The organism is Verticiella sediminum (assembly GCF_007558815.1).
GTDB lineage: Bacteria > Pseudomonadota > Gammaproteobacteria > Burkholderiales > Burkholderiaceae_B > Verticiella > Verticiella sediminum.
The window spans coordinates 30,223-55,366 of the sequence record NZ_VLTJ01000016.1 but is presented as its reverse complement, the minus strand read 5'-3'; the positions used below and the strand labels follow the sequence as shown (position 1 = coordinate 55,366).

Sequence of the window (25,144 nt, the reverse complement as noted above, 5' to 3'; positions counted from 1 at the left end):
TTGCAATACTTAATAAGTATATGCAATACCTAATATCGATATGCGGTTTCATTATTGGGATCGCGCGAAGGTTTTGTCAAGAACGGGATGCATCGCAACGCGTTGAGCGAGCGAACAGGCCGTCAACCTGCTCCGTGCGTTGTGCGCGGAGATGGGAAGCTTGGACAAACGTCGTTGGCTAGGGGCCAGTGCGCCCCGGGGACGGTCACGCGCGGGCAAGCATGTCGCAGCGCACGTTGGGGCGCCATCGGCGCGAAGCCGAGTCGGCCCGCCGGCAGGAAGTCTGCGCGGTTATCGTCTCGCGTTCGAAAAACTGCTCATCGCCCGCCAGCCAGCGGCCCGGGTGCGAGGTGCGCGGGGCCAGCCTATGGCGCCAGGTTCAACCAAGTCGGGCGCTGGGCAACCCCCATCGGGACGGCCGTCATCGCGGGCCCGCCGTGCGGCACCACTCGCCCGTCAGCACGCGTTTGCCATGAAGGTCTCGAGCGCGCGGAAGACACCGTCGCGCAGGTCGGCCTCGCGTCAGCAGATCGAGCCTCCGGTGCGGCGCGACCATCGCCATGCCACGCCTGCCACGCTATCGCGACGGCGGATTCGAGGCCGCACTAGATCGAATGAATCGCGCATCGCATGCCTGCGACACGATGCTAGCCGAGGATCTGGACGGCCTTGTACACCGCTGCCGCCAGGGCGCCGAGAAAACCGACGCCGGCGAGTATGACACCCAGGTTGCGGTCGCGGAACCCGAACCCGATCAGCATCAGCGTCACGGCGACGACCACGAAGACCAGCAGGGTGTTGTTGCTTATCATGAGGTTTTCCTTGGACTGCGCATGCCCGCACATGGTAGCAGGCCGGCCGCGTGCCGGCTCGGCCAGTCGGGCTGCGATACACTGGGCTGTTTTGGTGGACTCAGGAAACGTCGTTCCATGTTGAACTTGCGCCGATTGTTCCCGGTCGCGGCGGCCAGCGCCGTCCTCAGCGCCTTCACCTTCTTCACCCAGACCGCCGTGCAGGCGCGCGAAGCCGCGCCGCAACCGGCGGCGACCCAAGCCAATGCCCCGCTGCAGCTTCCGGCTGGCATCACGGCGGGCCCGTCCGTCGAAGGCGTGACCGAATACCGCCTGGTCAACGGCCTGCGCGTGCTGCTCGCGCCCGACCAGTCCAAGCCCACCACCACGGTCAACATGACGTATCTCGTGGGCTCGCGCCACGAGAGCTATGGCGAGACCGGCATGGCGCACCTGCTGGAACACATGCTGTTCAAGGGGACGAGCACCCAGCGCCACGCGCTCGGCGAGTTCTCGCGCCGCGGCCTGCGCGCCAACGGCTCGACCTCCCAGGACCGCACCAACTACTTCGCGAGCTTCGCCGCCAACGCCGAGACCCTTACCTGGTATCTCGGCTGGCAGGCCGACGCCATGATCAACTCGACCATCCTGCGCAGCGACCTGGACACGGAAATGACCGTGGTGCGCAACGAGATGGAAAGCGGCGAGAACAGCCCTTTTCGCATCCTGCTGCAGAAGATGCTGTCGATCGCCTACGACTGGCACAACTACGGCAAGTCCACGATCGGCGCGCGCTCCGATGTGGAGAACGTCGATATCGGCCAGTTGCGCGAGTTCTACAAGCGCTACTACCAGCCCGACAACGCCGTGCTCATCGTGGCCGGCAAGTTCGATCCCCAGCAGGTGCTGGAGGACATCGCACGCGACTTCGGCCGCATTCCGCGGCCCGAGCGCGAGCTGCCGCCGCAGTACACGGTCGAACCCGTGCAGGATGGCGAGCGCTCGGTCACCCTGCGCCGCACGGGCGGCTCGCCGCTGGTGGCCGCCCTCTATCACGTGCCCCAGGCCGCCAGCCAGGAGTCGCCGGCGGTCGAGGCGCTCAGCGTCATCCTGGGCGATACGCCGTCCGGCCGCCTCTACCATGACCTGGTGGCCAAGCAGAAGGCGGCCGGCGTGTTCGCCTTCTCTCTCGATCAGCGCGATCCCGGCACGGTGCTCTTCGGCGCCCAGCTCGAAGACGGCATGGACCCGTCCGACGCGCTCTGGACCTTGATCGATACGGTCGAGACGCTGGTACAGAATCCGATCCGGCAGGACGAGCTCGATCGCGCCAAGGCCAAGCTCATCCTCGATTGGGAACAGACCTACAGCGACCCGCAGCGCGTCGGCGTGGCGCTCTCGGAAGCCATCGCCTCGGGCGACTGGCGGCTCTTCTTCCTGCGCTGCGACCGCATCCGCGAGCTGCAGCTCGCCGACGTGCAGCGCGTCGCCGAGCAATGGCTGCTGCGCAGCAACCGCACCGAAGGCCGCTACATTCCGACCGACAAGCCGCAGCGCGCGCCGGCGAGCCCGGCGCTGGATTTCGACGCGATCTTCAAGGACTACAAGGGCGATCCCGACTTCAAGCAGGTCGAGGCGTTCGACCCCACGCCCGAGAACATCGACGCACGTACCGAGCTGCGCACGCTGGAGCTGCCCAACGGCGAGGTCTCGCTCGCGCTGCTGCCCAAGGCCACGCGCGGCGCACGCGTCGAGGCCCGGCTGCAACTGCACTTCGGCGACGCCGAGGCGCTGCGCGGACAACGCCTGGTGGCCAGCAGCGCGGCCAGCCTCCTCGATCGCGGCACCAAGTCCATGAGCCGCCAGCAGATCCAGGATCGCTTCGACCAGCTCAACGCCTCGGTCGGCTTCGGCGGATCGGGCACCGACGTCAGCGCGAGCATCTCGACCACCCGTGACAACCTGCCCGAGGTCATCGCCCTGGTCATGCAGATCCTGCGCGAAGCCACGTTCCCGCAGGATCAGGTCGACGAGTACAAGCGCGCGGTGTCGGCTGCGCTGCGCTCGGCCATGACCGAGCCCACCCAGATCGCGGTGCGCACGCTCGCCCGCCACGACAACCCCTGGCCCGCCGACGACGTGCGCTACGTACCGAGCTTCGAGGAATCGCAGAAGGAACTCGAAGGCCTGCAGCGCGAGGCACTGGTCGCCTTTCACGAATGGTTCTACGGCGCCGGCAAGGTGCAGTTGACGGCCGTCGGCGACTTCGACGCCAACCAGGCGCAGAAGGCGCTGGTCGACGGCCTGCAGGGCTGGCAGCAGGCGCCCGCCTGGCAGCGCATCCCGCAGCCCTATCGCGACGTGCCGGCCAAGCAGTACGTGGAGCAGACGCCCGACAAGGCCAATGCCTTCTACATCGCCCGCCAGCCCATCCCGGTGCAGGACGACAACCCCGACTTCGCCGCGCTCTACCTGGTCAACGCCCTGCTCGGCCAATCCGAGACCTCGCGGCTGTGGATGCGCATCCGCGAGAAGGAAGGCCTGTCCTACGACGTGCGCAGCATGCTCTCGGTCTCCTCCTTCGAGCCCTCGGCCGACTGGACGATCTACGCGATCTATGCGCCCGAGAACCGCCAGCGCCTGGAAACCGGCCTGCGCGAAGAGATCGAGCGCGTGCTGAAGGAAGGCTTCACCGAAGCGGAAGTGCGCGAAGGCGTCTCCGCCCTGCTCAACCAGCGCAGGCTGACCCGTGCGCAGGACGCGGCGCTCGCCAACGCGTGGATGAGCTATCTCGAAACCGGCCGCACCTTCGCGTGGTCCGCCAGGATCGACGAGCAGCTCAGGCAGCTCACCGCCGATCAGGTCAATGCGGTGGTGCGCAAATACCTCAAGCCGCGCCAGTTCACTTCCGTGCTGGCGGGCGACTTCAAGAAACCATGAGCGGTCTATCAGTATCCCCTGGCGCGGTGCGGCCATACGTCGGCGCCGCGCTGTGCGCCCTGGCTTTCGCCACGCCGGCACTGGCCCTGGACCAGGGCTTTCCCCTGCGCGACGCGCTGGCCCACCTGCCGCGCGTGCTGCTCGAACAGACGGTCGCGCAGCCGGCGTACTTCGTCGACGTCTCCGCCGCCCTGCAGACCGCGCCCGCCCAGGCCACACCGGCCGAGCTGGTGCGGCGCATGCAGGTGGGTGGCGGGCTGCGCGCCGTACAGGCGCTCGCATCGGGCGGGGCAACCGTCTGGCAACAGGCGGCCGGCATCGCGCCCAGCGATCTGCACTACCTCGTAGCCTTCGGCAAGCCGGCCGCGCGCACCACCGTGTGGGGCCTGGGCTCGGCCGCCAGCGTCGCCCAACTCATGCACGCACTGCCGGCCAAGGGGTTCTCGCCGTATGCCGCCAACGGCCTGCGCGAGGGCCTCGCGAACGGCGAACCCATGGTGCTGGACCTGTCGCGACGCGAGCCCGACAACCCCTGGCTGGGCGCGCGCGGGCAAACCTCGATCGTGGCGCCGCTGGACACCGGCGTGGTCCAGGCCGGCACGCCGCAGGCCGCCTCGCTCGTGCAGCAGGCGCGCCTGACGGACAGCCTGGCCGCGCATCCTGCGCTGAGCCCGGCTCTGGGCGTGCTCCAGCAGGTGGCCCAGGAGGATGGCACCCGCGTGATCCAGGCCTTGGTGCTGCGCCCTTCCGATCTGGCGCTCGAGCCCGACACACCGGCCGAGCGGGCGACCCAGGCGCGGCTGCGCGGCGCCCCCAACCCGCCCGCCGAGCCCGCCGGCGAACGCGTGCCGCCCTACGAGGCCGGCATCGTCGCCGACCTGCAGGGCAGCCGTGCGCCCGAGGTCGGGGTCGCGCTGAGCTATCGCGACTGCGTGGCCGCCACCGCCGCCGGCGAAGTACTTGCGCGCGCCTGGCAGGCGGGCAACCCCGCCGGCAGCGCACGCGAACCTCAGGGCCGCCCGCGCGCGGACGCCACCGTCACCGTCAGCATCACCACGCGCGAAGAACAGGACGGCTGTGCCGTTCTTGCCCGCCTCACCGAAGCGGGCGGCGAACGCTCGGCCAACCCCGTCTTCGACGCGGTGGCCACGGCCATCGACAACGACGACCTGCGCATTCTGCGCCTGGCGCCAACCGCACCATGACACGGCGCATCCCGTACTCCCTGCTCTGCCTGACGGCCGCACGAGTCTAGGGCACCGGCTCCCCTGATGTCGGAGTCGGTGCCGGATGCCGTACGCGGCCTCAGACATCGCCTCCCTCAGCGCACGGGCCCCGTGGCCCGACGGAGTACGACCGTGATTTCCTTCTGCCTCCACGCCGCGGGCCTCGCACGCCCGTGGCCACCTCCGCTCGAACTGCGGCTGGACGTCCAGTTGCCCGAAGACGAGCTCGCGCACGACCTCGCAGCCCTGCAGCGCAGGCTGCTCACCCCGGGCGACCCGCTGCACGGCCTGCCGGGCTTTCGCCTGAACCGCAGCTATCGGGTCAGGCACCGCGAAGCCGACGGCGAGAGCTTCCTGTATGTACAACACCGACCCAGCGGCGAGCTCGCCGGCTGCATCGTCTTCAATCGCCTGATCGAGCTCGACCGCCGCGCCGACCGTCTGCTGCGCTCGCCGCATGCGCGCGTTCTGCCGGCGCACCGCCGCCAGGGCATCACGCGGCAGATCTACCGGCATGCGCTCGATCATGGCATGTGCTTTCTGAGCGGCGCGCGCCAGTCCCCGGCGGCCCATGCGCTCTGGCTCTCATTGGCGCGCGGCTACCCGCATGGCTACGTCGCCGTGCGGAACAAACGCCTCGCCTGGCTGGGCACACAGGTCACACGTGCGGTGCGCGACGACCTGCATACCCGCACACTGCTGCTGGGCGCGGGCTGGAGCCTGCCGCGGTTCGCCGAGGCCGTGCGCATGCGCTGAGCGGCGGCGGCGTGGCCGGATGGCGAAGACAGTGAGCACGGGCCCGGCTGCGCGCCGCCCGCAAGCGTCATGCGGCTTGCCCGCACCCGATGCAGCGTGCTCGTCAGGCCGCTCCGCCGGCCGGTACGCGCCCGAGTTCGCGCGCCTCACGCTCGTACGGTTCGTACGAGGCCTTCAAGGTGGCGTGATTGAGGATCATCTCCGCCACCAGCGCGCGCGTCTTGGCGTCGTAGACCCGCGTGCGGACCCACACCGACTCCGTCTTGGCGCTTTCGCTGAGGGCGATGATCTCGCGCTCCAGCTCGTAGGGGTGGTCGACGAAGATCGGCCCCTGCAGATACCGGATCTGCTGACCGGCGAAAAGCCCGATCGCCGGGCCGCGGCCGCGGAAGCCCGCCTGGCCCATGGTCGTGCCCAGCAGCACGCTGACCATCTCCGTCGGGACGATTGGGCGCCCCCAGGGCGAACCTGCGCCATCCTCGGCGGTATACCAGGGGCACGGCTCGGTGATCACGCGCAGCTTGTCGTTCAGCGTGAACGGGTAATGCTCGCCCATGTGCTGATCGAAACCCATGCGCACGTGCTCCGGGCTGACCGCCCCCTTCTGGCCGACCGCCAGATCCCGGTTGATCACGAGTTGGGCCGAGGGCCGCAGGTTGGCAATGCGCTGCTCGATCTCGGTCGGGGGATCGTCGGCCAGCGGAGCACCCACCGACGCCGTTCCCTTCAGCACGGGCGTGCCGTCCTTCTTTTCCGCCCAGATCCGGACGAAGCGCGCGTCCGGCGCCGGCTGCTCCACGAAGGCGCGGACTTCCTCGCCCTCCACCACCATGTTCTGGTAGTGCGCGCTGATGCAGCCGGTCTCGAACCAGGCCGGCCCCCAGAGCGCGAGCAGGAGCGGGTCGAACTGGCTGAAATGCGTCGGGCCTTCGATCGGCGCGCCGCGCAGCCCCAGGTCGGCCGCCGTCGCGTCGTCGTGGATCGACTTGTGGCTGTCGTAGGTCTGGTCGGCCAGCATCTGGCGCGGCTTGCGCAGCGGGCCGGCGATGGCGATCGGCGTGGCAAACGGTGAAATTTTCAAGGTGTCTCCTCGGGAAAAGCGTTTGTGCTTGCAGGCTCTACCAAACGGCCCATGGCAAAGCATGGCACAGGAGCGCCACGGCGAACAGCCCGCCCCTGACGCGCCGAGGCCGGTGTGCGGTGCGCCGCTACAATGCCCGCATGACATCGCCAGCCCACCCCGACGACGCTGCCGTCGTCACCGCCGTGCGCCACTGGCTGGAACGCGCCGTGATCGGCCTGAATCTCTGCCCCTTCGCGCGCGCCGTGTACGTGCGCGATCAAGTCCGCCTGGCCGTCAGCGACGGCACCGATGCTCGCAGCGTGCTGTCGGACCTGCAGGCCGAGCTGCTGAGCCTGGCCGACACCGACCCGCAGACGGTCGACACCACCCTCGTGATCGTGCCCGCCGCCTTGCACGAATTCCACGACTACACCCACTGCCTCGCCGATGCCGAGCGCCTGCTCAAGCGCCTGAAGCTGCGCGGCATCATCCAGATCGCGAGCTTCCATCCCGACTACTGCTTTGGCGACGCCGAGCCCGAAGACATCGGGAACTACACCAACCGGGCCCCGTACCCGATCTTCCATCTGCTGCGCGAAGACAGCGTGGCGCGCGCAGTCCACGCCATTCCCGACCCGGACGATATCGTAGAAGCCAATCAGCGCAGATTGCGCGAGATGGGCCTGGACGGCTGGCGGCGCTGGATGGCGGGCCAGGGCTGACCCGCAGTGAAAGATCCCGGTTGATCGCGAGTTGGGCCGAGGGCCGCAACCTGCGATCCTCAGCCGAGTTCGCCCCTCAACGCATAGTGGATGCTGAATTCGTTCGAATAAACCGTGTCGCCGCACAATAGCGGCCTGTCCTGCAAGTCGAAGACCACGTGCTCGCGCACCAGCAACGCTGCACCACGAGGAACCCGAAGCTGCTGGGCCAGCGAGGCCGTCGCCGACGTGGCGCGCACGACGTTGTCGATGCGGGCGATGCGCAATCCCAAACGCTCGCGGAACACCTGCTGTATGGCTTGACTCGCCAGCCACTGTGGCTCGATCGCCTGTCCGACCACGCCGGTCAGGTAGCGGTCTTCGGCTGCAGTGCGCCCGCCCACGTGGCGCAGACGCCGCATGTGAAAAATCGGTTCGCCGACGGGCAACTGCAGCAAAGCCGCCTCCTTCGCCCCCGCGGGCAACTGCACATACGCCAGCAGTTCGTAGGCGACCTCCTCGCCCGCGGCCTGGGCACGCTCCTCATAGCCGGTCGCCACCGCAGTGTCGACTCGATCGTGCTGGCGCACGCTGACATAGCTACCGCTGCCGATCCGGCGAGTCACCACACCTTCGAACCCCAGCTCCTGGAAAGCCCGGGCCACGGTAGCGCGCGTCGTGCCGAAGCGGCGCGCCAGTTCGGGCTCCGACGGCAACTTGTCGCCGGGAGCAAAGCGGCCTGCAGCAATGCCGCTGCGGATGAAATCCTGGATCTGCCGATAGATGGGTACGTGCTGGCTCATGCGCGCGAGTATACCGAGGCGCAGTCCCCGCATCGCGTTCCCGCCGGATCAGGCCAACGGCCGGCGACGCATGTCCGACGCTTCACTAGGGTTTTCGCCGACTTGCATAGTTGACTAGTCGTATAGTTCAATGCAGACGCTGACCCTCGTCGGAATATCGCAACATGAATCTCGTCGACACCCACGTTCACGTCTTCACCCAGGATCTGCCGATGCTGGCCGCGCGGCGCTATACGCCTGCTTACGACGCCACCCTGGAGGACTACCGCGAGCATGGCGCGCGCGCCGGCATCACTCACACCGTGCTGGTGCAGCCCAGTTTCCTGGGCTTTGACAACAGCCACATGCTTGCCGCGCTGCGCCGGGACCCGCAACGGCTGCGCGGTGTTGCCGTTCTTCCGGTCGACACGCCTGCCGCAGCGCTGGACACACTGCAGCGCGACGGCGTGGTCGGCGTCCGTCTGAACCTGGATGGCCTGGCGCTGCCGCCCTTGCACGCCCCCGCCTGGCGGGTCTTTCTCACTGAACTGGCCCGCCGCGACATGCTGGTCGAGCTCCACCGCGCGGCGATCGACCTGCCGGCGCTCGTCCCTGCGCTGCTGGACGCAGGCGTGCGCGTGCTGGTCGACCACTTCGGGCGTCCGGACGACCTGCTGGGCCGCCACGATCCGGGCTTTCAGTACCTACTGTCGCAGGCCAAGACCGGCCGCGTCTGGGTCAAGCTGGCGGCGGGTTACCGCAATGGCTGGACATCCGCCGACGCGCAGACGGCCGTGGAGATCAGCGTCGAATTGCTGGCCCACTTTGGCAGCGGCCACCTGGTTTGGGGATCGGACTGGCCGCACACCCGCCACGAACACCAGAGCATTGCCGGCGCCCTCACGGCACTCGAGCACGGCGTCCCCGAGCCCGCCCAGCGCCAGGAAATCCTGGGCACCACGGCCATGCGTCTTTTCGGATTCTGACGTCATGCACGAGACGTCCTGCACACCGCCCGATTCCCGTCGCGATCTGTACGCGCAGGACGGCAGGCGCCTGGGGGCCTTCCATGCGCTGTCCACCCTGCAAGCGCGAAGCACCCGCGATCTGCGCCGACTGCCCTGCACCTTGCGCATCGTGCTGGAGGCCCTGCTGCGCCACCACGACGGCAGCCACGATATGACGCGCGCGATGAGCGCCGTGCTGGACTGGCAGCCCCGCGACGATCAGCGTCCCGACGTCCCATTCACGGTCGCACGCATCCTGGCTCCCGATGCCTCCGGCATCCCACTGCTGGCCGATCTTGCGGCCATGCGCGACGCGGCCCGCGAGCACGGCGCGCCCGCCACGGCCATCGCCCCGGCGCTACCTGTGGACCTGGTGGTCGACCACTCGCTGCAGGTGGACCATGCCGGCGCCGCGGATGCCGCCGAACGCAACCTTCGCCTGGAGTTCACGCGCAACGCCGAACGCTATGGTTTCCTCAAATGGGCCGCGCAAGCTTTCGAGCGCATCCGCATCGTGCCGCCGGGCAACGGCATCCTGCACCAGGTGAACCTGGAGTTCCTGGCGCACCAGGTATGCCAGGATGGCGATCTGCTGTACCCCGACAGCTTGATCGGCCCCGACAGCCACACCGCCATGATCAACGGGCTGGGTGTGCTCGGCTGGGGGGTGGGCGGGATCGAAGCCGAAGCCGCCATGCTCGGCCAACCCTTGATGTTGCGCCTGCCGGACGTGGTGGGCGTCGAACTCTCGGGCCGCGTGGGGGCTGGCATCACCACCACCGATATCGCCCTGACCTTGACCCGGCACTTGCGCCAGGCTGGCGTCGTCGGCAAATTCGTGGAGTTCGTCGGCGCAGGGGCAGCGGAACTTGCAGCGCCCGAGCGCTGCACCATCGCCAACATGGCGCCCGAATACGGTGCCACCGCCGCATTCTTCTGTATCGACGAACGCACGATGGACTATCTTGCCAGCACGGGCCGTTCGCCGGAACACCTGGAGCGCATACGCGCCTATTGGCGCGCGCAAGACATGTTCGGCATCCCGGCCGCGGGCGACATCGACTACAGCGCCCTGCTGCACATCGACCTCTCGACAATCCGCCCCAGCGTCAGCGGGCCGAGCCGCCCGCAAGACCGTATCGACCTGCGCGACATGGCCGCACAGTTCGAGCGACTGCTGTCGCTGCCTGCGGAACAAGGCGGCTTCGGCCATGCGACGCGCAGCTTCCTGCGACGGCCGGTGCGCGAACCACAGCAACGCAACGCCGGCCTCGCGGCGCCGGCCGAGCTGGCCGACGGCGATATCGTCATTGCCGCCATCACCTCCTGCGCCAACACTTCCAACCCCGCCGTACTGCTGGCGGCCGGCTTGCTGGCGCGCCACGCCGTGCGCCGCGGCCTGCGTGCGGCCCCGCACGTCAAGACATCGTTCACGCCCGGCTCCAAGGCCGTGGCGGCCTATCTGCAGCAAGCCGGCCTGCTGGAGAGCCTGGCATCTCTGGGATTCCAGGTGGCGGGGTTCGGGTGCGCCACATGCATGGGCAATTCCGGCCCGCTACCCGAGGCCGTACAGACGCAGATCGCCAAGCGGAACCTGGTCGTGGCCGCCGTCCTTTCGGGCAACCGCAACTTCGAGGCACGCGTCCACCCGGCCGTTCGCGCCAACTATCTGATGAGCCCTCCGCTGGTCGTCGCCTTTGCCATCGCGGGCCGCATTCTGGATACGGAAAAGGAGCCGCTGGGCTTCGACTGCACGGGAGTGCCCGTATTCTTGCAGGATCTCTGGCCAGCAGAAGCCGATATCCAGGCGCTTCTGCCTTGTGCCGCCGACAGCACGCACTTTCGCATCGGTTACGCCGCGCAGGCGCTGACCAATCCGCTCTGGGATGCCCTGCCCGCGCCGCACGGCGAGCACTACACCTGGAACGAGGCGTCCACCTACCTGCGCCGACCTCCCTTTCTGCAAGCGGTGCCGGCCAGCCCCGCACCGCTTGAGGCGATCGCCGGCGCACGCGCTCTGGCGATCCTGGGCGATTCGATCACTACCGACCACATCAGTCCCGGCGGCGCCATCGCGCCGGACTCGCCGGCAGGCATCTATTTGCAGGCCAACGGTGTGGCACCCATATCCTTCAACACGTATGTGGCGCGCCGCGCCAACCATGAGGTCATGATCCGCGGCACGTTCGCCAACGTGCGCCTGCGCAACCGGATGGCGGGGGGCCGCGAGGGTGGCTGGACCCGCCTGGTACCGGACGGGAACATCGTGTCGATCAGCGAGGCAGCGGCCACGTACCGCGAGCGCGGAGTGCCGCTACTGGTCTTCGCGGGCAGAGAGTACGGCACGGGTTCGAGCCGCGACTGGGCGGCGAAAGGTACCTATCTGCTGGGTGTGCGTGCCGTGATCGCCAGCAGCTTCGAACGCATCCATCGCAGCAATCTTGTCGGCATGGGCGTCCTGCCCTGTCAGTTGCCCGAGGGCATCGACAGCGACACCCTTGACTTGGACGGCAGCGAGACGTTCGCCGTGGAAGGCCTCGGGCAGGATGTCGTACCTGGCCAGATTCTGGATCTGCGCATCTGGCGAAGCGACGGCCGCACGAGCACTGTTGCGTTGCGTCTATGCGTGGAGACCAGCCGAGAGGCTGCCTACATCCGCCAGGGCGGAGTACTGCCCCATGTCCTGCGCCACCAGCTCGCCTGGCATGACGCCGGCCAGTCCGGACAACGCTGCGGCGCGGCCCGGCAAGCCCGTTGAAGCCTATCGCATTCACCACCGAAGGAGACAGTCATCATGAAAAAGCACGCTTTGCTTCGCGCCCTGCTCGCCGCCCCTCTGCTCGCGCTCGCCCTGCCCGCGGCCGCGCAGCAGGCACGCCTGATCATCCCGGCCCCGCCGGGTGGCGGCACCGACGGTTTCTTTCGCACCTTTGCGCTGGCGGCCGAGGAAAAACTCGACGGCCCGCTGGTGGTCGTCAATGTGGGCGGCGCCGGCGGCGCGATCGGCATGAACCAGATGATCCGCTCGGCGCCGGACGGCGCTACCCTGGCCGCCGTCTGGAACAGCCCGGTAACAGCCGTACCGCATAGCCTGCGCGACAGCTACGGTCCGGACGACTTCACACCCATCATCCAGCTATCCAGCGCGCCGTATGTATTCTGCGTGAAGTCGGAATTCCCCGCCCGCACGGGTCAGGAGTTCATCGCCACCTTGGAGAAGAACCCCGGCAAGTACACCTATGGCAACGACGGCGTCGGCGGCATAGGGCAATTGGCATCCGAGCGCATTTTCCGCGCCAAGAAATTGTCGGTACTTGGTGTCCCGTTCAAGGGAGCAGGCGACACATTGAACAACTTCCTGGGTGGCCACGTGGACATCTATGTCGGCTCCATCCTGCCGATCAAATCCCATCTGGACAACGGCAAGGTCGTCTGCCCGCTGCTCAGTTCCGCCGAGCGCACACCCATGCTGCCCAACGCCGCCAGCCTTACCGACATCGGGGTGCCAGAGGAACAAACCCTGCTCTGGCGCGGCGTGCTGGGCCCCAAGAACCTGCCGCTCCCCGTGGTGCAGAAGCTGCAGGCAGCCTTCAGCCACGCCGCGCAAAAGCCCGCGGTCCAGAAATTCGTGGCAGATGCGGGCGAGCAGGTCGTGATACGCACCGGCGCCGAACTGGACCGCATGATCAGGGATGAGTATGCGGCGCTGGGCAAGGTGGCAGAATCCCTGAACATTGCCAGGCAGTAGGTCGCCAGGTCGAAGACTAATCCGACTCGCGCACCGCGACATTTGCAATGGTCGCCTGCATGAGGGCCACCACCTTGCCGGAGGCCTCGCCGCCGGCGAACGCCCGAACCTCGCCGGTGCACACCGTGAGCGACTTCCCCGCGTTCTGCACCTTCCCGATGGCCAGGAAGCGTTCGCCCAACGCCGGCCGCAGGAGATTGATCTTGAACTCCGCGGTCACGACTTCGCAACCCTGTGGCGCCCGCGTCAGCGCCGCGTAGCCGCAGGCGCTGTCCAGCACGCTGGTGATGGCCCCCGCGTGCACGAAACCATGCTGCTGCGAGAGGTGCCTGGAAAAGGCAAGTTCGATATGCACTTCGCCATCCGCCACCAGGGCCAGCTTCGCGCCCAGGGTTTGCATCAGGCCCTGCGCGGCAAAGCTGCTGGCGATCCGTTCTTGGCTGTCGTTCATGGGCTGTTCCGGTCCCTGGGAGAAAGGCACGTGCCCGGATGGGGGCGTCCTGGTTCTTGCGCAAGAATGCCGTCTTGCGCGGGGTAGTGTGTCAAAGGCCCCGGCAGCGGGGCAGGAAGCCGCTGCCTGAGCAGCCAATCCATCGCGAGCGGCCAGAGCGAGGCGCGAAACCGCTGGTGAAAGAAAGCGAAATGGCCGATGCCGGCCTCGCTGATCGCAGCGGGCGCGAGGCGCAGGTGATGGCGCTCGCTGCGCGTGTAGTAGCCGAGCAGGCGGTCGATCGCGGGCACGGTGCCGAAGGGGTCGTCCTCGACGCCCAGCGCCAGGATGGGCGCGCGCACCTGGCCGAAGCGGCTTGCCAGCGTCGGGTCCGCACCGCGCAGCGAGGCCTCGAAGCGCGGCCCCATGCGCGCCCAGTCGAGCGCCACGCCCTTGGGCGTGTCTTCCATCCAGCCCAGCCGCTTGGCCGGCACGTAACCCAGGGCGCGCGCGATCAGCGGCATGGCGACGTGCCAGCGCACGAACATGCGCGCACGCGCGTGCCGCGCGTAGTCGCGCCAGTAGGCGAACTGCGCGCCCATCGTGAAAATGCGCTCGACCAGGTATGCGGACGGGGCCAGGCCGATCACGAAGCCGCCGATCGAATGGCCGACCACATATATCGGCTGCCCGGGAAAGTTCGCGGCGGCATAGCGGAGCACGCCCTCGAAGTCATGCACGCCCCAATCGAGCCAGCCCGCCGACAGCCGGCGCAGCGGGCCATGCCGGGACCCGCCGATGCCCCGATAGTCGTAGGTCAGCACGTCGCAGCCCTGTTCGTGCAGCGCGTTGCCGAAGCGTTCGTAGTAGCGGCATGCCACCGATGTCGCACTGTTGACGATGACGACGGGCCGCGCTCGCGCCGGCGGGCCGGCGTGCCGCCAGGCGAAGCCGCGCAGCGCATGACCGTCGGCGGCAGGAACATGGATGGCTTCTGGCATCTGTCGGACGAGGTGGGTGGCGCAGGTGTAACAGTACAAGCGTCCAGCACAGACCAAAAGGGCCGAGTCCTGTGCACAGGACTCGGCCCTCGTGGATGCCGTGGATGGTTTGCGCCCGTAGCGGCAGCCTGTCCGCACACGCTGGGGCCGCCCGCGCGGGGGGCGGCCCGACCTTCTTACTGCAAGGTCCGCGTGAACACGAACTGGCCGTCGCGGTAGTCCACCGGGATCACGTCCTTGGGCCCGAACTGACCCTCGAGGATCAGCTTGGCCACCGGGTTCTCGATCTCCTGCTGGATGGCGCGCTTCAGCGGCCGCGCACCGAACACCGGGTCGAAGCCCACCGCGGCGATCTGCGCCAGGGCGGCGTCCGACACGTCCAGCTTCATCTCCATCTTCTCGAGACGATCCTCCAGCCGCTTCAACTGGATCTTCGCGATCGAGGCGATGTGCTTGTTGTCCAGCGCATGGAACACCACGACTTCGTCGATCCGGTTCAGGAACTCCGGCCGCATGTGCTGGCGCAGCTCGTCCCACACCACCGCCTTGATGGCGTCGTAGGGTTGTCCGGTCATGCTCTGGATGTGCTGCGAGCCCAGGTTGGACGTCATCACGATCACCGTGTTGCGAAAATCCACCGTGCGCCCCTGGCCGTCGGTCAGGCGGCCGTCGTCCAGCACCTGCAGGAGCACGTTGAAGACATCCGGGTGCGCCTTCTCGACTTCATCGAGCAGGATCACGCTGTACGGCTTGCGGCGCACCGCTTCGGTCAGGTAGCCGCCTTCCTCGTAGCCGACGTAGCCCGGGGGCGCACCGATCAGACGGGCCACCGAGTGCTTCTCCATGAACTCGCTCATGTCGATGCGGATCATGTGCTCGCTGGAATCGAACAGGAACTCGGCGAGCGCCTTGGTGAGCTCGGTCTTGCCCACGCCCGTGGGGCCCAGGAACAGGAACGAGCCATACGGCCGCGACGGATCGGACAAACCGGCGCGCGAACGGCGGATGGCGTCGGACACCAGGCGCACGGCCTCGTCTTGACCGATCACGCGTTCGTGCAGGCGCTCTTCCATGTGCAGCAGCTTGGCGCGCTCGCCCTGCATCATCTTGGAGACCGGAATGCCCGTGGCGCGCGACACCACTTCGGCGATTTCCTCGGCGCCGACCTGGGTGCGCAACAGCCGCTGGCGACCGGGCTCGGTATCGCGCGCGCCTTCGACCTGCTCCTCGGTTTCCGCGGATTTCAGGCGGGCTTCCAGTTCGGGCAGCTTGCCGTACTGCAGCTCGGCGAGCTTGTCGAACTGGCCGCGGCGCTGCAGCTCGGCCATCTCGGCGCGCACCTGGTCGATCTCTTCCTTGATCGACTGCGTGCCCTGCACGGCCGCCTTCTCGGCCTTCCAGATTTCCTCGTAGTCGTTGTACTCGCGCTGCAACTGCTCGAGCTCGTCCTCGATGCCCTGCAGGCGGCGCTTGGACGCCTCGTCGGTTTCCTTCTTGACGGCTTCGCGCTCGATCTTCAACTGGATGATGCGCCGCTCCAGGCGGTCCATCACCTCGGGCTTGGAGTCGATCTCCATGCGGATGCGCGCGGCGGCCTCGTCGATCAGGTCGATCGCCTTGTCCGGCAGGAAGCGGTCGGTGATGTAGCGGTGCGAGAGTTCGGCCGCGGCCACGATCGCCGGGTCGGTGATCTCCACGCCGTGGTGCAGCTCGTAGCGCTCCTGCAGGCCGCGCAGGATGGCGATGGTCGATTCCACCGAAGGTTCGTCCACCAGCACCTTCTGGAAGCGGCGCTCGAGCGCGGCGTCCTTCTCGATGTACTTGCGGTACTCGTCGAGCGTGGTCGCGCCGATGCAGTGCAGTTCGCCGCGCGAGAGCGCGGGCTTCAACATGTTGCCCGCGTCCATCGCGCCTTCGGCCTTGCCGGCGCCGACCATGGTGTGGATCTCGTCGATGAAGACGATGGTCTGGCCTTCGTCCTGAGCGATTTCCTTGAGCACGGACTTCAGGCGCTCCTCGAACTCGCCGCGGTACTTCGCGCCGGCGAGCAGGGCCGCCATGTCGAGCGAAAGCACGCGCTTGCCCTTGAGCGTCTCGGGCACCTCGCCGTTGACGATGCGCTGCGCCAGCCCTTCGACGATGGCGGTCTTGCCCACGCCGGGCTCGCCGATCAGCACCGGATTGTTCTTGGTGCGGCGCTGCAGGATCTGGATCGTGCGGCGGATCTCGTCGTCGCGGCCGATGACCGGATCGAGCTTGCCCTCGCGGGCACGCGCGGTCAGGTCCAGGGTGTATTTCTTCAAGGCTTCGCGGTTGGATTCGCCTTCGGCCGAATCCACCGGCCCGCTGCCGCGCACGGCGTCGACCGCCGCTTCGAGCGCGGCCTTCTGCAGCCCGGCCTCGCGCAGCAGGCGGCCCGCCTCGCCCTTGTCCTCGGCCAGGGCCAGCAGGAAGAGTTCGGTCGGGATGAAGGTATCGCCGCGCTTGCCGGCTTCCTTGTCGGTGCGCGTGAGCACGGCCTGCAGTTCGCGGCCGATCTGTACGTTGCCGTCGCCGCCCTGGACCTGCGGCAGGCGTTGCAGGGCCTGCTGCAGCGCGGGTTGCAGCCGGTTGACCGCGACGCCGGCGCGCGAGAGCAGGCTCGCCACCCCGCTTTCGGCATCGCCCAGCAGCGCTGAGAGCACGTGGACCGGCTCGATGTACTGGTGGTCGTGGCGCGCGGCCAGGCTCTGGGCGTCCGCCAGGGCCTGCTGGAATTTCGTCGTGAGTTTGTCGAAGCGCATGGGTCTGTTTTTCCTTCCAGGAAAATGCCGGAACCCCCGCTTCGGCGCGCCCTGGGCAGCCTGGCCGCCGTCTGTCCGGCCGTGGGAGATCCTGCATGAGTCGTTGGCCACAACTGCCCGTTTGCCAGCACATGGCATACCGGACTGTGGCGTTGACCTGCAGATTGGGGCCCCGCGAGCGGTTTCAATACCCTGAAGCACACAGGGTTATTGTTTTTTTTGCAGCGCGCCAAGACCGGACGCGGCGACACGCCACTAGCGCGAACCGGCGATCGTATCCTCACCGCCGCCCGCTTCGCGGCTCGGCAGCAGGACGTCCGCCCGCGCATCGGCCAGGTAGACGTGCTCGAACTGCGCCGCGATCGTGCGCCAGCCGAAGGTCTGCGCGACACGATGCCCGGCGGCGACCAGAGCCTCGCACAGCGCGGGATCGTCCATCAGCCGACGCACGGCGTGCGCGATCTCCCCGCTATCCCGCGGATCGTCCAGAACCAGCGCATCGCGCTCCGGCATCAGGTGGCCCGCAAAGCCGCAGTAGCGCGCAGGGCTGAGGATCACCGGCAGGCCGTGCGCCATCGCCTCCAGCGGCACCATGCCGAAAGCGTCGCCCAGCGTGGCGAAGAGGCAGATGTCGGCGGCGTCGTAGAACACGTCCACATCGCGCTGGCCGGGCCAGGCTTGCACACGAGCCGCCACGTTCGACGCCAGGGCGCTCGCCCGCACGCGCTCGGCCGTGGCCGCGTCGCCGCCGACGACGAGCAACTGCGTGCGCTCGGGCAGCCGGGCAAGCGCGTCCAGCGCGGCGTCCAGCCCCTTGCGCACGGGGTCGTTGGCGATCAACAGCAGATAGACGCGACCCGGCGTCAGGCCCAGCCGGGCGCGCGCAGCGGCCTGGTCACGGGGCTGCGCAGGAAGCTGCACGCCGGGTGTGATCACTTGTACCGGCGCCATGCGCGCATAGGCGGTCGACAGTTGCTGCGCGATCAGGGCCGATGCCGCCACGACCGTACGCTGCGGGCGCGCCTGAACGCGCAGCGCCTCGAGCGCCAAGTAGGTGAGCCAGCGCATGCTGGTGAGCGACCGCAGCCGGCGCCGCCAGCTCGGCGGATTGTGCAACCGCGAATAGCGTACCGGCATGACATGTACGACTTGCACATCGCCCAGCCAGAGGTTCTCGTGACTGTGCACCACGTCGAAACCGCGCAGCAAGGGCGCGCAGCGCCGGCCGAAGTCGAGCAGGTTCAGCCAGCGCGGCAGGCGGCGGTTGCATCCGACCAGGGTGTGCGCCAGCGGCAGCGGGCTGTCCCACTCCTGGCAGAACACATGGATGTCGTGGCGCTGCGCGAGTTCGGCCAGCACGCGCTCGCCATAGGCTTCGGCGCCGCCGAAGCGCGCGCCGAAGCGACGCGCCACGAACGCGATCCGCAGTCGGCGGCCATGCGGTGCCGCAGCCGGGAAACTTGCACTCACGCAGGCTCTCCGCGCCGGTCTTCGTAGGCCGTCATCATCTTCTGCAGCAAACCGAGCAAATGCGTCGAACGCACCACGGGAACCCGGCGCAGGTGCCAGGGATCGTCACCCCGGCGCGTGCGCCCGCGTCGCGTCGTGGTCGCCGTCCGATAGCCGGCTGCGCGCGCCATGTCGGCGTGCTCGGGCGCATAGGCGCCATAGGGATAACAGAAGGCCTCCACCGGCTGCTGCACCACAGTCTCCAGCCGCGCGCGGGCATGGTCGATCTGGCGCCGGGCGTCGTCCGGGGCAAGCTCGGTCAGGCGGGCATGGTCAAGCGTGTGCGAACCGACCTCCATGCCCGCGGCCGCCCAGCTACGGATCTCGTCCTCGTTCATGAGCGCGGCGGCCGGTACGCCGTTGCCGGCATCCCAGAAATTCGTGCCCCCCGCATGCGCGGCGACGAAGTAGTTGGTCGCAGTGTGGCCGGTGGCGCGCAGCACGGGCAAGGCATGCTGCAGCACGTTGCGATAGCCGTCGTCGAAGGTCAGGCCGAACACCTTGCCCTCGCGCTCGCCGGACAGATACGGCATCAGCTCGTGCATCGACAAGCCGCGCCAGCCCAGCATGCGCAGCGCACGCATGTGCCGCGCAAACACGCCGGGAGCAACCGTCAGGCTGCGAAACGGCGTACCGGACGGTGGCGGCGGCGCAACCTGGTGGTACGTGAGGATGGGAATCGGGCGCTCGGACTGGGACATCGACAAATCTCGGGGCGGGCACGGCCTGGCGGGCGCGGTGCATGCTTTTTGTTTCTTTGTATGTAGCTGGATTAAACGACATGTTGCGCGCGCATGCCAGTGTTGGCGCCGGCGCGATGCAATAAACTCAGCCCTGCCCGCCCATCCGTCTCCTACATGACACGCTACGCCGACGATTCCCCGCTGCCCCGCTACGCCGCCTGGCTCGCCGAGACCATACGCATGGCCGAGCACCGCTGGGGGCCCTATGAAGACAGCGAGATCGTGCGGCATCTGCGCCACAGCGGGTTGCCGGTGGAGACGGCGCTGCTGCGCCGCAATGTCGAGCTCGCCAAGCGCGAAGGGCTCGACGCCATTGCCCGCCGCTGGCGAGACAATGCCTGGCTGCTCGGCCCACTCGCCTGCCTGATCGCGGTGCTGTCCGGCGCGGGTGCGGCCGCCGCCGCGCTGGGCGACGGCAGCCGGCCGGTGAATCTGTTCTGGGCCCTGGGCGGGCTGCTGGGCCTGCACGCGCTCACCTTCATCGTCTGGCTGGTCGGCATGGGCTGGGGCGAGCGCGTCGGCAGTGTGCTCGTGCGTGCAGTCCTCGGCGCAGCGACACGGCTGTCGCGTCTGCCGCCCGTGGCCGCCGCCGGCACACGGCTCGACGGCAGCCGTCCCGCCGCGGCGGCCCTGCTGCCGCGCGCCCTGTTCGCGCTGCTCGGCCGCGCCGGCATGCTGCGCGCCGGCGTGGGCTGCTTTGCCAACGCCTGGTGGCTGCTGGCCCTGCTTTCCGCCCTGCTCACGCTGGTTGCCATGCTGGCGACGCGCCGCTACGGCTTCGTGTGGGAAACCACGCTGCTCGGGCCGGACACCTTCGTCGGCCTGACCCAGGCGCTCGGCCGCCTGCCGGCGCTTTTCGGCTTTCCCGTACCCGGGCCCGACATCGTTCGCGCGAGCGGCGCGGCCATGCCGCTCGATGCGCCGGCGCAAGTGTTGTGGTCGAACTGGCTGCTGGGCTGCCTGGTGGTCTACGGCGTGCTGCCCCGCGCGCTTGCCCTCCTCGCCTGCGCGGCCCTGCTGCTGGCGCGGCGCCATCGGCTGCGCGTGGACACCGACGACGCCACTTTCGCCGTACTGCGCGAACGCCTGCAGCCCAGCAGCGCGCGCCTGGGCGTGACGGACGCGACACCCTCGCAGTTTCCCTCGGCCGGCGATGCCTCGACCCTGCCCGCGGCCGGCGCCACGCCCCTGCCCGAGGGCCTGCGCGAGCGCCTCGATGCACCGCAGGCGCAGGTACTGGTCGCCATCGAGCTGCCCGCGGACCTTCCATGGCCGCCGGCGCTGCCCGCCGACGCAATCGACGCGGGCACCATCGACGGCCGCAAGCTGCGCGGCGCACTGCTCGACGCATTCGCCGCCCACCCTCCGGCGCGCCTGCTGATTGCCTGCCATGCGCCGCAGACGCCGGATCGCGGCACCGCTCGCCTGGCCGCGGAACTCGCCGGTTCGGCCCGGCATGCGCGGGTCTGGCTCGTCGGCGAGGCGCCGGCCGCGCGTATCGAGCAATGGCGGGCGCGCCTGGTCGAGGCCGGCCTGCCGGACGCCGGCATCTGCACCGACGGCAAAACGGCGCTCGCTTGGCTCGCCGCCCCTCCGAATGACGCTACGCTGACATGACGATCCCCGCGCTCACGACGTTCGCTGTCCCCCAGGGGGCGCTTCAGCCGCCGCCGGGCGGCCGCGCGGAGCTGACATGAAACCGCTACGCCTCGCCGTCGTCGGACACACCAACACCGGCAAGACTTCGTTGCTGCGCACGCTGACGCGCGATCCGGAATTCGGCGAGGTGGCCGACAGCCCCAGCACCACGCGACACGTCGAGGCCGCCGCCCTGCTGCTCGAAGGCAAAGCGGTGATCGAACTCTTCGACACGCCGGGCCTGGAGGATGCGGTCGCCCTGCACGAATACATCGACAGCCTGGCGCCGCCGAGCGAGCGCCTGGACGGCCCCGCCCGCATCGAACGCTTTCTGCAGACGCGCGAAGCCACCCTGCGTTTCGAGCAGGAAGCCAAAGTGCTGCGCCAGCTCGCCGCGAGCGACGCCGGCCTGTACGTGGTCGACGCCCGCGATCCCGTGCTGGAGAAGCATCGCGACGAACTCGCGCTGCTGGCCAGTTGCGCCCGCCCCCTGCTGCCGGTGCTCAACTTCGTGAGCGCGGCCGGCCACCGCGTGCCGGAATGGCGCGACGCGCTGGCCCGCCTGGGCCTGCACGCGATCGTGGAATTCGACACGGTGGCCCCGGCCGTCGACGGCGAACAGCGGCTGTATGAAAAGCTCGGCACGCTGCTGGATTCGGCAGCGCCCATGCTGACCGCGCTGATCGCCGACCACGCCCGGCATCGCATCCTGCGCCGCGAAGCGGCCGGGCGCATCGTCGCCGACATGCTCATCGACTGCGCCGCGCTGCGCGTACCCAGCCCGCCCGAGGCCCAGGCCGTCGCCCTGCACGAGGAAGCGCTGCGCAACCTCGTGCGCCAGCGCGAGCAGCGCTGCATGCTCGAGCTGCTCGCACTCTACGGCTTTCGGCAGAGCGATCTGGCCGGCGCCGACCTGCCGGCCTGGAACGCCCGCCTCGAACACGATCTCTTCAATCCCGAAGCGCTCAAGGACATGGGTATCGAGGTGGGCAAGGGCGTCGCGGCCGGCGCCGCCGCGGGCGCCGCGCTGGACCTGGCCACCGGCGGCCTCAGCCTGGGAACCGGCACGCTGGTGGGTGCGGCGGTGGGCGGCCTGTGGCAGACCGCGGGCCGTTTCGGCGAACGCTTCATGGGGCGGCTCAAGGGCGCGCGCGAGCTGACGGTGGACGACGCGGTGCTGCGCCTGCTCGCCCTGCGCCAGCGCTGGCTGATCGGCGCGCTGGAGGCGCGCGGCCACGCCGCACAGCAACCCCTGGCGTTGGACACGGCGCAGGACGAAGAACTGCGCAAGGGAACGCTGCCCACGGAACTGCGCGACGCCCGCGGCCACCCGGAGTGGAGCTCGATGGCCAAGAGCCACCAGGACACGCCGCGCCGGCGCGCCGCCGTGGTCGCGCTTGCGCAGGCGCTCGGCTAGCGCAACTCGCCCGCCTGCGACGAACGCAGCACGCGCCGGCACGTTCTCTCCTCGTTTTCCCTAGCATGGGCGGATTTTCGGGACGGCCCCGATTGACGGTTCCGTTCGCACGCCCCTATTGTGAATGCACATTCACTTTCGGGACCGCAGGATGCAAGACGCCCATGCCGATGTCCTGCTCGACGGGCCGCCGCCCCGCGCGCGTCCCGACGGCCAGCGGGCCCTGCCCACCCGGCAGCCGCGCGCCGAGCGCACGCGCGAAAAGCTGCTGCAGACCGGCAAGCACCTGCTGTCCGCCGGCGGCTTCGACGATGTCTCGATCGCACAGATCGCCGCGCAGTCCGGCTGCTCGGTCGGCGCCTTCTACATCCGCTTCAAGAACAAGCAGGCCTATTTCGAATTCCTGCTCGACCGGATCATCGACGAGGTCCGCCAGCAGGCGCTGCGCGTGCTCAATCCCGCCAGCCTGCGCGGCCTCACCCTGCAGCAGACGCTCGAGCGCTGCGTGCGCCACCATATCGGCGTGATCCGCGCCAACGAGGGGCCGCTCTGCGCCGCGCTGGAATACAGCATCAACGGCGGCAGCGACTGGCAGCCCATCCGCGACGCCGGCGCGTGGCTGAGCGCGCACTACACCGGGCTCATCCTCGCCAAGTCGCGGCGGCGCGACAAGCAAGCCGCCGCGGCCCGCCTGCAGATCGGGCTGCACATCGCGACGGGCCACCTGCTCAACGTCATCACCCACAAGCCGGCCGTACTGGCGCTGGACCACCCTCATCTCGAATTCTGGCTGAGCAGCATCGTGCTGCATTGCCTGAACACCGCCGGCCCCATGCCCGACGCCCTGCGGGCGGCCGGGGAAGGCCGCGAAGCCTGCCAGCCTCGGAACTGACAACGAGGCGGCAGCCGTCGCAGGCCTGCGTTGCCCGCCTCGCGCGGCGCAGGCCTGCACCACCCAGCCGAAGGAGTGCGAGAACGACCATGCCCACCGTCAATTTCATTGCCTACAGCGGCGAACGCCACGCCGTCCAGGTTCCACCGGACACCGTGCTGATGCGCGCCGCCGTCGACAACGGCGTACCCGGCATCGACGGAGACTGCGGCGGCCAGTGCGCCTGTGCCACCTGTCACGTCTACATCGAAGCCCCCTGGGCCGGCCAGTTGCCGGCCATGAGCGAGTTCGAGAACGACATGCTCGGCCTGGCCAGCGAGCGGCGCGACAGCTCCCGCCTGGCTTGCCAGATCCCCGTCACACCGGCCCTGGACGGCATCGAAGTGCGCCTGCCCGAAGGCCAGCACTGAGCCCCCGCCAGGAGGAGACACCATGACACCGACAGAACAGGCCCGACAATCCGCCGCCCGCGAACACGCGTTCTCGATGCGCCTGGAAGACATCGACCCCGCCACCCCGGACTACTTCGAGCAAGGCACCGTCGATCACTACTTCGAGCGGCTGCGCCGCGACGACCCGGTGCACTATGCCGAGAACCCTCTGGTCGGCGGCTACTGGTCGGTCACGCGCTTCAAGGACATCATGCAGATGGAGACCCACCATCGCATCTTCTCGTCCGACTGGCGCCAGGGCGGCATCACACTCACCGACGAGCCCGAGGACGAGCACAAGCTGCAGATGTTCATCGCCATGGACACGCCGCAGCACGACGTGCAGCGCAAGGCCGTCAGCCCGATCGTCTCGCCGGGCAACCTCGCCAACATGCAGGACCTGATCCGCGAGCGCACCTGTCGCGTGCTGGACAGCCTGCCGCGCGGCGAGACCTTCGACTGGGTCGACAAGGTCTCGATCGAGCTGACCACGCTGATGCTGGCCACCCTGTTCGACTTTCCGCTGGAAGACCGCCGCCTGCTCACCCATTGGTCCAACGTGGCCACCTCCAACCAGGCGGTCGACCCGCGCGCGCCCAGCCCCGAGGAGCGCCGCGCCGAGCTGCAGAACATGCTCGCCTACTTCACCCGGCTCTGGAACGAGCGGGTCAACGCACCACCCGCGCACGACCTGGTCTCGATGCTGGCGCACAACCCCGAGACCCGCAACATGGGGCCGCGCGAATACATGGGCAACCTCGTGCTGCTCATCGTCGGCGGCAACGACACCACGCGCAACTCCATGACCGGCGGCCTGCTGGCCCTGAGCGAGAACCCGGCCGAATGGGACAAGCTGCGCGCCAACCCCGGTCTGGTCGAGAACATGGTCTCCGAGATCATCCGCTGGCAGACCCCGCTCGCCTACATGCGGCGCACCGCCCTGCAGGACGTGGAGCTGGGCGGCAAGACCATCCGCAAGGGCGACAAGCTGGCCATGTGGTACCTCTCGGGCAACCGCGACGAGGACGCGATCGCCAACGCCGGCCGCTTCCTGATCGACCGTCCGCAGGCCCGCCAGCACCTGTCGTTCGGCTTCGGCATCCATCGCTGCGTAGGCAACCGGCTCGCCGAACTGCAGCTACGCATCCTGTGGGAGGAGATACTGAAGCGCTTCCCGACGATCGAGGTGATGGGCGAGCCGGTGCGCGTGCGCTCGACCTTCGTGCACGGGTACACGGCGCTGCCGGTGCGGATACCGGCGTAAGCGTGCGCCTCATCGCCGCCCT

At 68.6% G+C, this 25,144-nt stretch carries 20 protein-coding genes; 12 read left to right on the top strand and 8 right to left on the bottom strand.

What is annotated here, in order from left to right:
* Positions 1 to 647 precede the first annotated feature (647 nt).
* Complete coding sequence (locus tag FOZ76_RS27470; RefSeq protein ID WP_211366156.1) at positions 648 to 812, bottom strand: hypothetical protein; 165 nt, start codon at positions 810 to 812, stop codon at positions 648 to 650.
* Positions 813 to 929: 117 nt separating this feature from the next.
* Here FOZ76_RS27470 and FOZ76_RS09290 point away from each other — a divergent pair, with 117 nt between their 5' ends.
* The 3 genes from FOZ76_RS09290 to FOZ76_RS09280 all read left to right on the top strand — a co-directional run bounded on the left by FOZ76_RS09290 (position 930) and on the right by FOZ76_RS09280 (position 5,713).
* Positions 930 to 3,731 (top strand): M16 family metallopeptidase, encoded by a 2,802-nt coding sequence (locus FOZ76_RS09290; RefSeq protein WP_143947871.1) that lies wholly within the window; start codon positions 930 to 932, stop codon positions 3,729 to 3,731.
* Positions 3,728 to 4,936: a hypothetical protein gene (locus FOZ76_RS09285; protein WP_143947870.1), complete on the top strand. Its 1,209-nt coding sequence runs from the start codon at positions 3,728 to 3,730 to the stop codon at positions 4,934 to 4,936. Before FOZ76_RS09290 ends, FOZ76_RS09285 begins: the two co-directional genes overlap by 4 nt.
* 153 nt (positions 4,937 to 5,089) lie before the next feature.
* Positions 5,090 to 5,713 (top strand): N-acetyltransferase, encoded by a 624-nt coding sequence (locus tag FOZ76_RS09280; RefSeq protein ID WP_246129384.1) that lies wholly within the window; start codon positions 5,090 to 5,092, stop codon positions 5,711 to 5,713.
* Positions 5,714 to 5,816: 103 nt separating this feature from the next.
* Here FOZ76_RS09280 and FOZ76_RS09275 read toward each other — a convergent pair whose 3' ends face one another.
* Positions 5,817 to 6,794, bottom strand: a complete 978-nt coding sequence (locus FOZ76_RS09275; protein WP_143947869.1) for a hypothetical protein — start codon at positions 6,792 to 6,794, stop codon at positions 5,817 to 5,819.
* Between the two features lie 140 nt (positions 6,795 to 6,934).
* On the opposite strand from FOZ76_RS09275, the gene FOZ76_RS09270 reads away from it, so the two are divergent.
* On the top strand, positions 6,935 to 7,498 hold the full coding sequence (locus tag FOZ76_RS09270; RefSeq protein ID WP_143947868.1) for a DUF1415 domain-containing protein: 564 nt from the start codon (positions 6,935 to 6,937) through the stop codon (positions 7,496 to 7,498).
* Between the two features lie 59 nt (positions 7,499 to 7,557).
* On the opposite strand, the gene FOZ76_RS09265 is transcribed toward FOZ76_RS09270, so the two are convergent.
* On the bottom strand, positions 7,558 to 8,280 hold the full coding sequence (locus FOZ76_RS09265; RefSeq protein WP_170235364.1) for a GntR family transcriptional regulator: 723 nt from the start codon (positions 8,278 to 8,280) through the stop codon (positions 7,558 to 7,560).
* Between the two features lie 164 nt (positions 8,281 to 8,444).
* Here FOZ76_RS09265 and FOZ76_RS09260 point away from each other — a divergent pair, with 164 nt between their 5' ends.
* From FOZ76_RS09260 to FOZ76_RS09250, 3 genes are read left to right on the top strand one after another with little or no spacing between them, the layout of a single operon-like run.
* The gene (locus tag FOZ76_RS09260; protein ID WP_143947866.1) at positions 8,445 to 9,245 is read left to right on the top strand and encodes an amidohydrolase family protein; all 801 of its coding nucleotides are present in this window, start codon (positions 8,445 to 8,447) and stop codon (positions 9,243 to 9,245) included.
* 4 nt (positions 9,246 to 9,249) lie between these two features.
* Positions 9,250 to 12,024, top strand: a complete 2,775-nt coding sequence (acnA, locus tag FOZ76_RS09255; protein WP_143947865.1) for an aconitate hydratase AcnA — start codon at positions 9,250 to 9,252, stop codon at positions 12,022 to 12,024.
* A gap of 36 nt (positions 12,025 to 12,060) precedes the next feature.
* Complete coding sequence (locus FOZ76_RS09250) at positions 12,061 to 13,014, top strand: tripartite tricarboxylate transporter substrate binding protein (RefSeq protein ID WP_143947864.1); 954 nt, start codon at positions 12,061 to 12,063, stop codon at positions 13,012 to 13,014.
* A gap of 16 nt (positions 13,015 to 13,030) precedes the next feature.
* On the opposite strand, the gene FOZ76_RS09245 is transcribed toward FOZ76_RS09250, so the two are convergent.
* The 5 genes from FOZ76_RS09245 to FOZ76_RS09225 all read right to left on the bottom strand — a co-directional run bounded on the left by FOZ76_RS09245 (position 13,031) and on the right by FOZ76_RS09225 (position 19,438).
* Entirely contained in the window at positions 13,031 to 13,465 is a 435-nt protein-coding gene (locus tag FOZ76_RS09245; RefSeq protein WP_143947863.1) for a PaaI family thioesterase, read from the bottom strand.
* Positions 13,462 to 14,445 (bottom strand): alpha/beta hydrolase family protein, encoded by a 984-nt coding sequence (locus tag FOZ76_RS09240; protein ID WP_143947862.1) that lies wholly within the window; start codon positions 14,443 to 14,445, stop codon positions 13,462 to 13,464. The genes FOZ76_RS09245 and FOZ76_RS09240 overlap by 4 nt, the downstream gene beginning before the upstream one ends.
* A gap of 176 nt (positions 14,446 to 14,621) precedes the next feature.
* Positions 14,622 to 17,228, bottom strand: coding sequence for an ATP-dependent chaperone ClpB (gene clpB, locus FOZ76_RS09235; protein ID WP_143947861.1), 2,607 nt, complete (start codon positions 17,226 to 17,228; stop codon positions 14,622 to 14,624).
* Between the two features lie 255 nt (positions 17,229 to 17,483).
* Positions 17,484 to 18,698, bottom strand: a complete 1,215-nt coding sequence (locus tag FOZ76_RS09230; protein WP_246129383.1) for a glycosyltransferase family 4 protein — start codon at positions 18,696 to 18,698, stop codon at positions 17,484 to 17,486.
* Positions 18,695 to 19,438, bottom strand: a complete 744-nt coding sequence (locus FOZ76_RS09225; protein WP_143947860.1) for a polysaccharide deacetylase family protein — start codon at positions 19,436 to 19,438, stop codon at positions 18,695 to 18,697. Before FOZ76_RS09225 ends, FOZ76_RS09230 begins: the two co-directional genes overlap by 4 nt.
* Positions 19,439 to 19,594: 156 nt before the next feature.
* On the opposite strand from FOZ76_RS09225, the gene FOZ76_RS09220 reads away from it, so the two are divergent.
* From FOZ76_RS09220 to FOZ76_RS09200, 5 genes are all read left to right on the top strand, one after another.
* Positions 19,595 to 21,097 (top strand): DUF2868 domain-containing protein, encoded by a 1,503-nt coding sequence (locus tag FOZ76_RS09220; protein WP_143947859.1) that lies wholly within the window; start codon positions 19,595 to 19,597, stop codon positions 21,095 to 21,097.
* 76 nt (positions 21,098 to 21,173) lie between these two features.
* Entirely contained in the window at positions 21,174 to 22,535 is a 1,362-nt protein-coding gene (locus FOZ76_RS09215; RefSeq protein ID WP_143947858.1) for a GTPase/DUF3482 domain-containing protein, read from the top strand.
* Positions 22,536 to 22,686: 151 nt separating this feature from the next.
* The gene (locus tag FOZ76_RS09210; RefSeq protein WP_170235363.1) at positions 22,687 to 23,427 is read left to right on the top strand and encodes a TetR/AcrR family transcriptional regulator; all 741 of its coding nucleotides are present in this window, start codon (positions 22,687 to 22,689) and stop codon (positions 23,425 to 23,427) included.
* An 89-nt stretch (positions 23,428 to 23,516) separates the two neighbouring features.
* On the top strand, positions 23,517 to 23,837 hold the full coding sequence (locus FOZ76_RS09205; RefSeq protein WP_143947856.1) for a 2Fe-2S iron-sulfur cluster-binding protein: 321 nt from the start codon (positions 23,517 to 23,519) through the stop codon (positions 23,835 to 23,837).
* A gap of 22 nt (positions 23,838 to 23,859) precedes the next feature.
* The gene (locus tag FOZ76_RS09200; RefSeq protein ID WP_143947855.1) at positions 23,860 to 25,122 is read left to right on the top strand and encodes a cytochrome P450; all 1,263 of its coding nucleotides are present in this window, start codon (positions 23,860 to 23,862) and stop codon (positions 25,120 to 25,122) included.
* Positions 25,123 to 25,144: the final 22 nt, after the last annotated feature.

Bases quoted from the DNA above. Each gene is read 5' to 3' on its own strand.
- clpB (WP_143947861.1), bottom strand. From the start codon at position 17,228: ATGCGCTTCGACAAACTCACGACGAAATTCCAGCAGGCCCTGGCGGAC.
- FOZ76_RS09220 (WP_143947859.1), top strand. From the start codon at position 19,595: ATGACACGCTACGCCGACGATTCCCCGCTGCCCCGCTACGCCGCCTGG.
- FOZ76_RS09225 (WP_143947860.1), bottom strand. From the start codon at position 19,438: ATGTCCCAGTCCGAGCGCCCGATTCCCATCCTCACGTACCACCAGGTT.
- FOZ76_RS27470 (WP_211366156.1), bottom strand. From the start codon at position 812: ATGATAAGCAACAACACCCTGCTGGTCTTCGTGGTCGTCGCCGTGACG.
- FOZ76_RS09210 (WP_170235363.1), top strand. From the start codon at position 22,687: ATGCAAGACGCCCATGCCGATGTCCTGCTCGACGGGCCGCCGCCCCGC.
- FOZ76_RS09250 (WP_143947864.1), top strand. From the start codon at position 12,061: ATGAAAAAGCACGCTTTGCTTCGCGCCCTGCTCGCCGCCCCTCTGCTC.
- acnA (WP_143947865.1), top strand. From the start codon at position 9,250: ATGCACGAGACGTCCTGCACACCGCCCGATTCCCGTCGCGATCTGTAC.
- FOZ76_RS09285 (WP_143947870.1), top strand. From the start codon at position 3,728: ATGAGCGGTCTATCAGTATCCCCTGGCGCGGTGCGGCCATACGTCGGC.
- FOZ76_RS09265 (WP_170235364.1), bottom strand. From the start codon at position 8,280: ATGAGCCAGCACGTACCCATCTATCGGCAGATCCAGGATTTCATCCGC.
- FOZ76_RS09245 (WP_143947863.1), bottom strand. From the start codon at position 13,465: ATGAACGACAGCCAAGAACGGATCGCCAGCAGCTTTGCCGCGCAGGGC.
- FOZ76_RS09240 (WP_143947862.1), bottom strand. From the start codon at position 14,445: ATGCCAGAAGCCATCCATGTTCCTGCCGCCGACGGTCATGCGCTGCGC.
- FOZ76_RS09290 (WP_143947871.1), top strand. From the start codon at position 930: ATGTTGAACTTGCGCCGATTGTTCCCGGTCGCGGCGGCCAGCGCCGTC.
- FOZ76_RS09200 (WP_143947855.1), top strand. From the start codon at position 23,860: ATGACACCGACAGAACAGGCCCGACAATCCGCCGCCCGCGAACACGCG.
- FOZ76_RS09205 (WP_143947856.1), top strand. From the start codon at position 23,517: ATGCCCACCGTCAATTTCATTGCCTACAGCGGCGAACGCCACGCCGTC.
- FOZ76_RS09270 (WP_143947868.1), top strand. From the start codon at position 6,935: ATGACATCGCCAGCCCACCCCGACGACGCTGCCGTCGTCACCGCCGTG.
- FOZ76_RS09215 (WP_143947858.1), top strand. From the start codon at position 21,174: ATGAAACCGCTACGCCTCGCCGTCGTCGGACACACCAACACCGGCAAG.
- FOZ76_RS09260 (WP_143947866.1), top strand. From the start codon at position 8,445: ATGAATCTCGTCGACACCCACGTTCACGTCTTCACCCAGGATCTGCCG.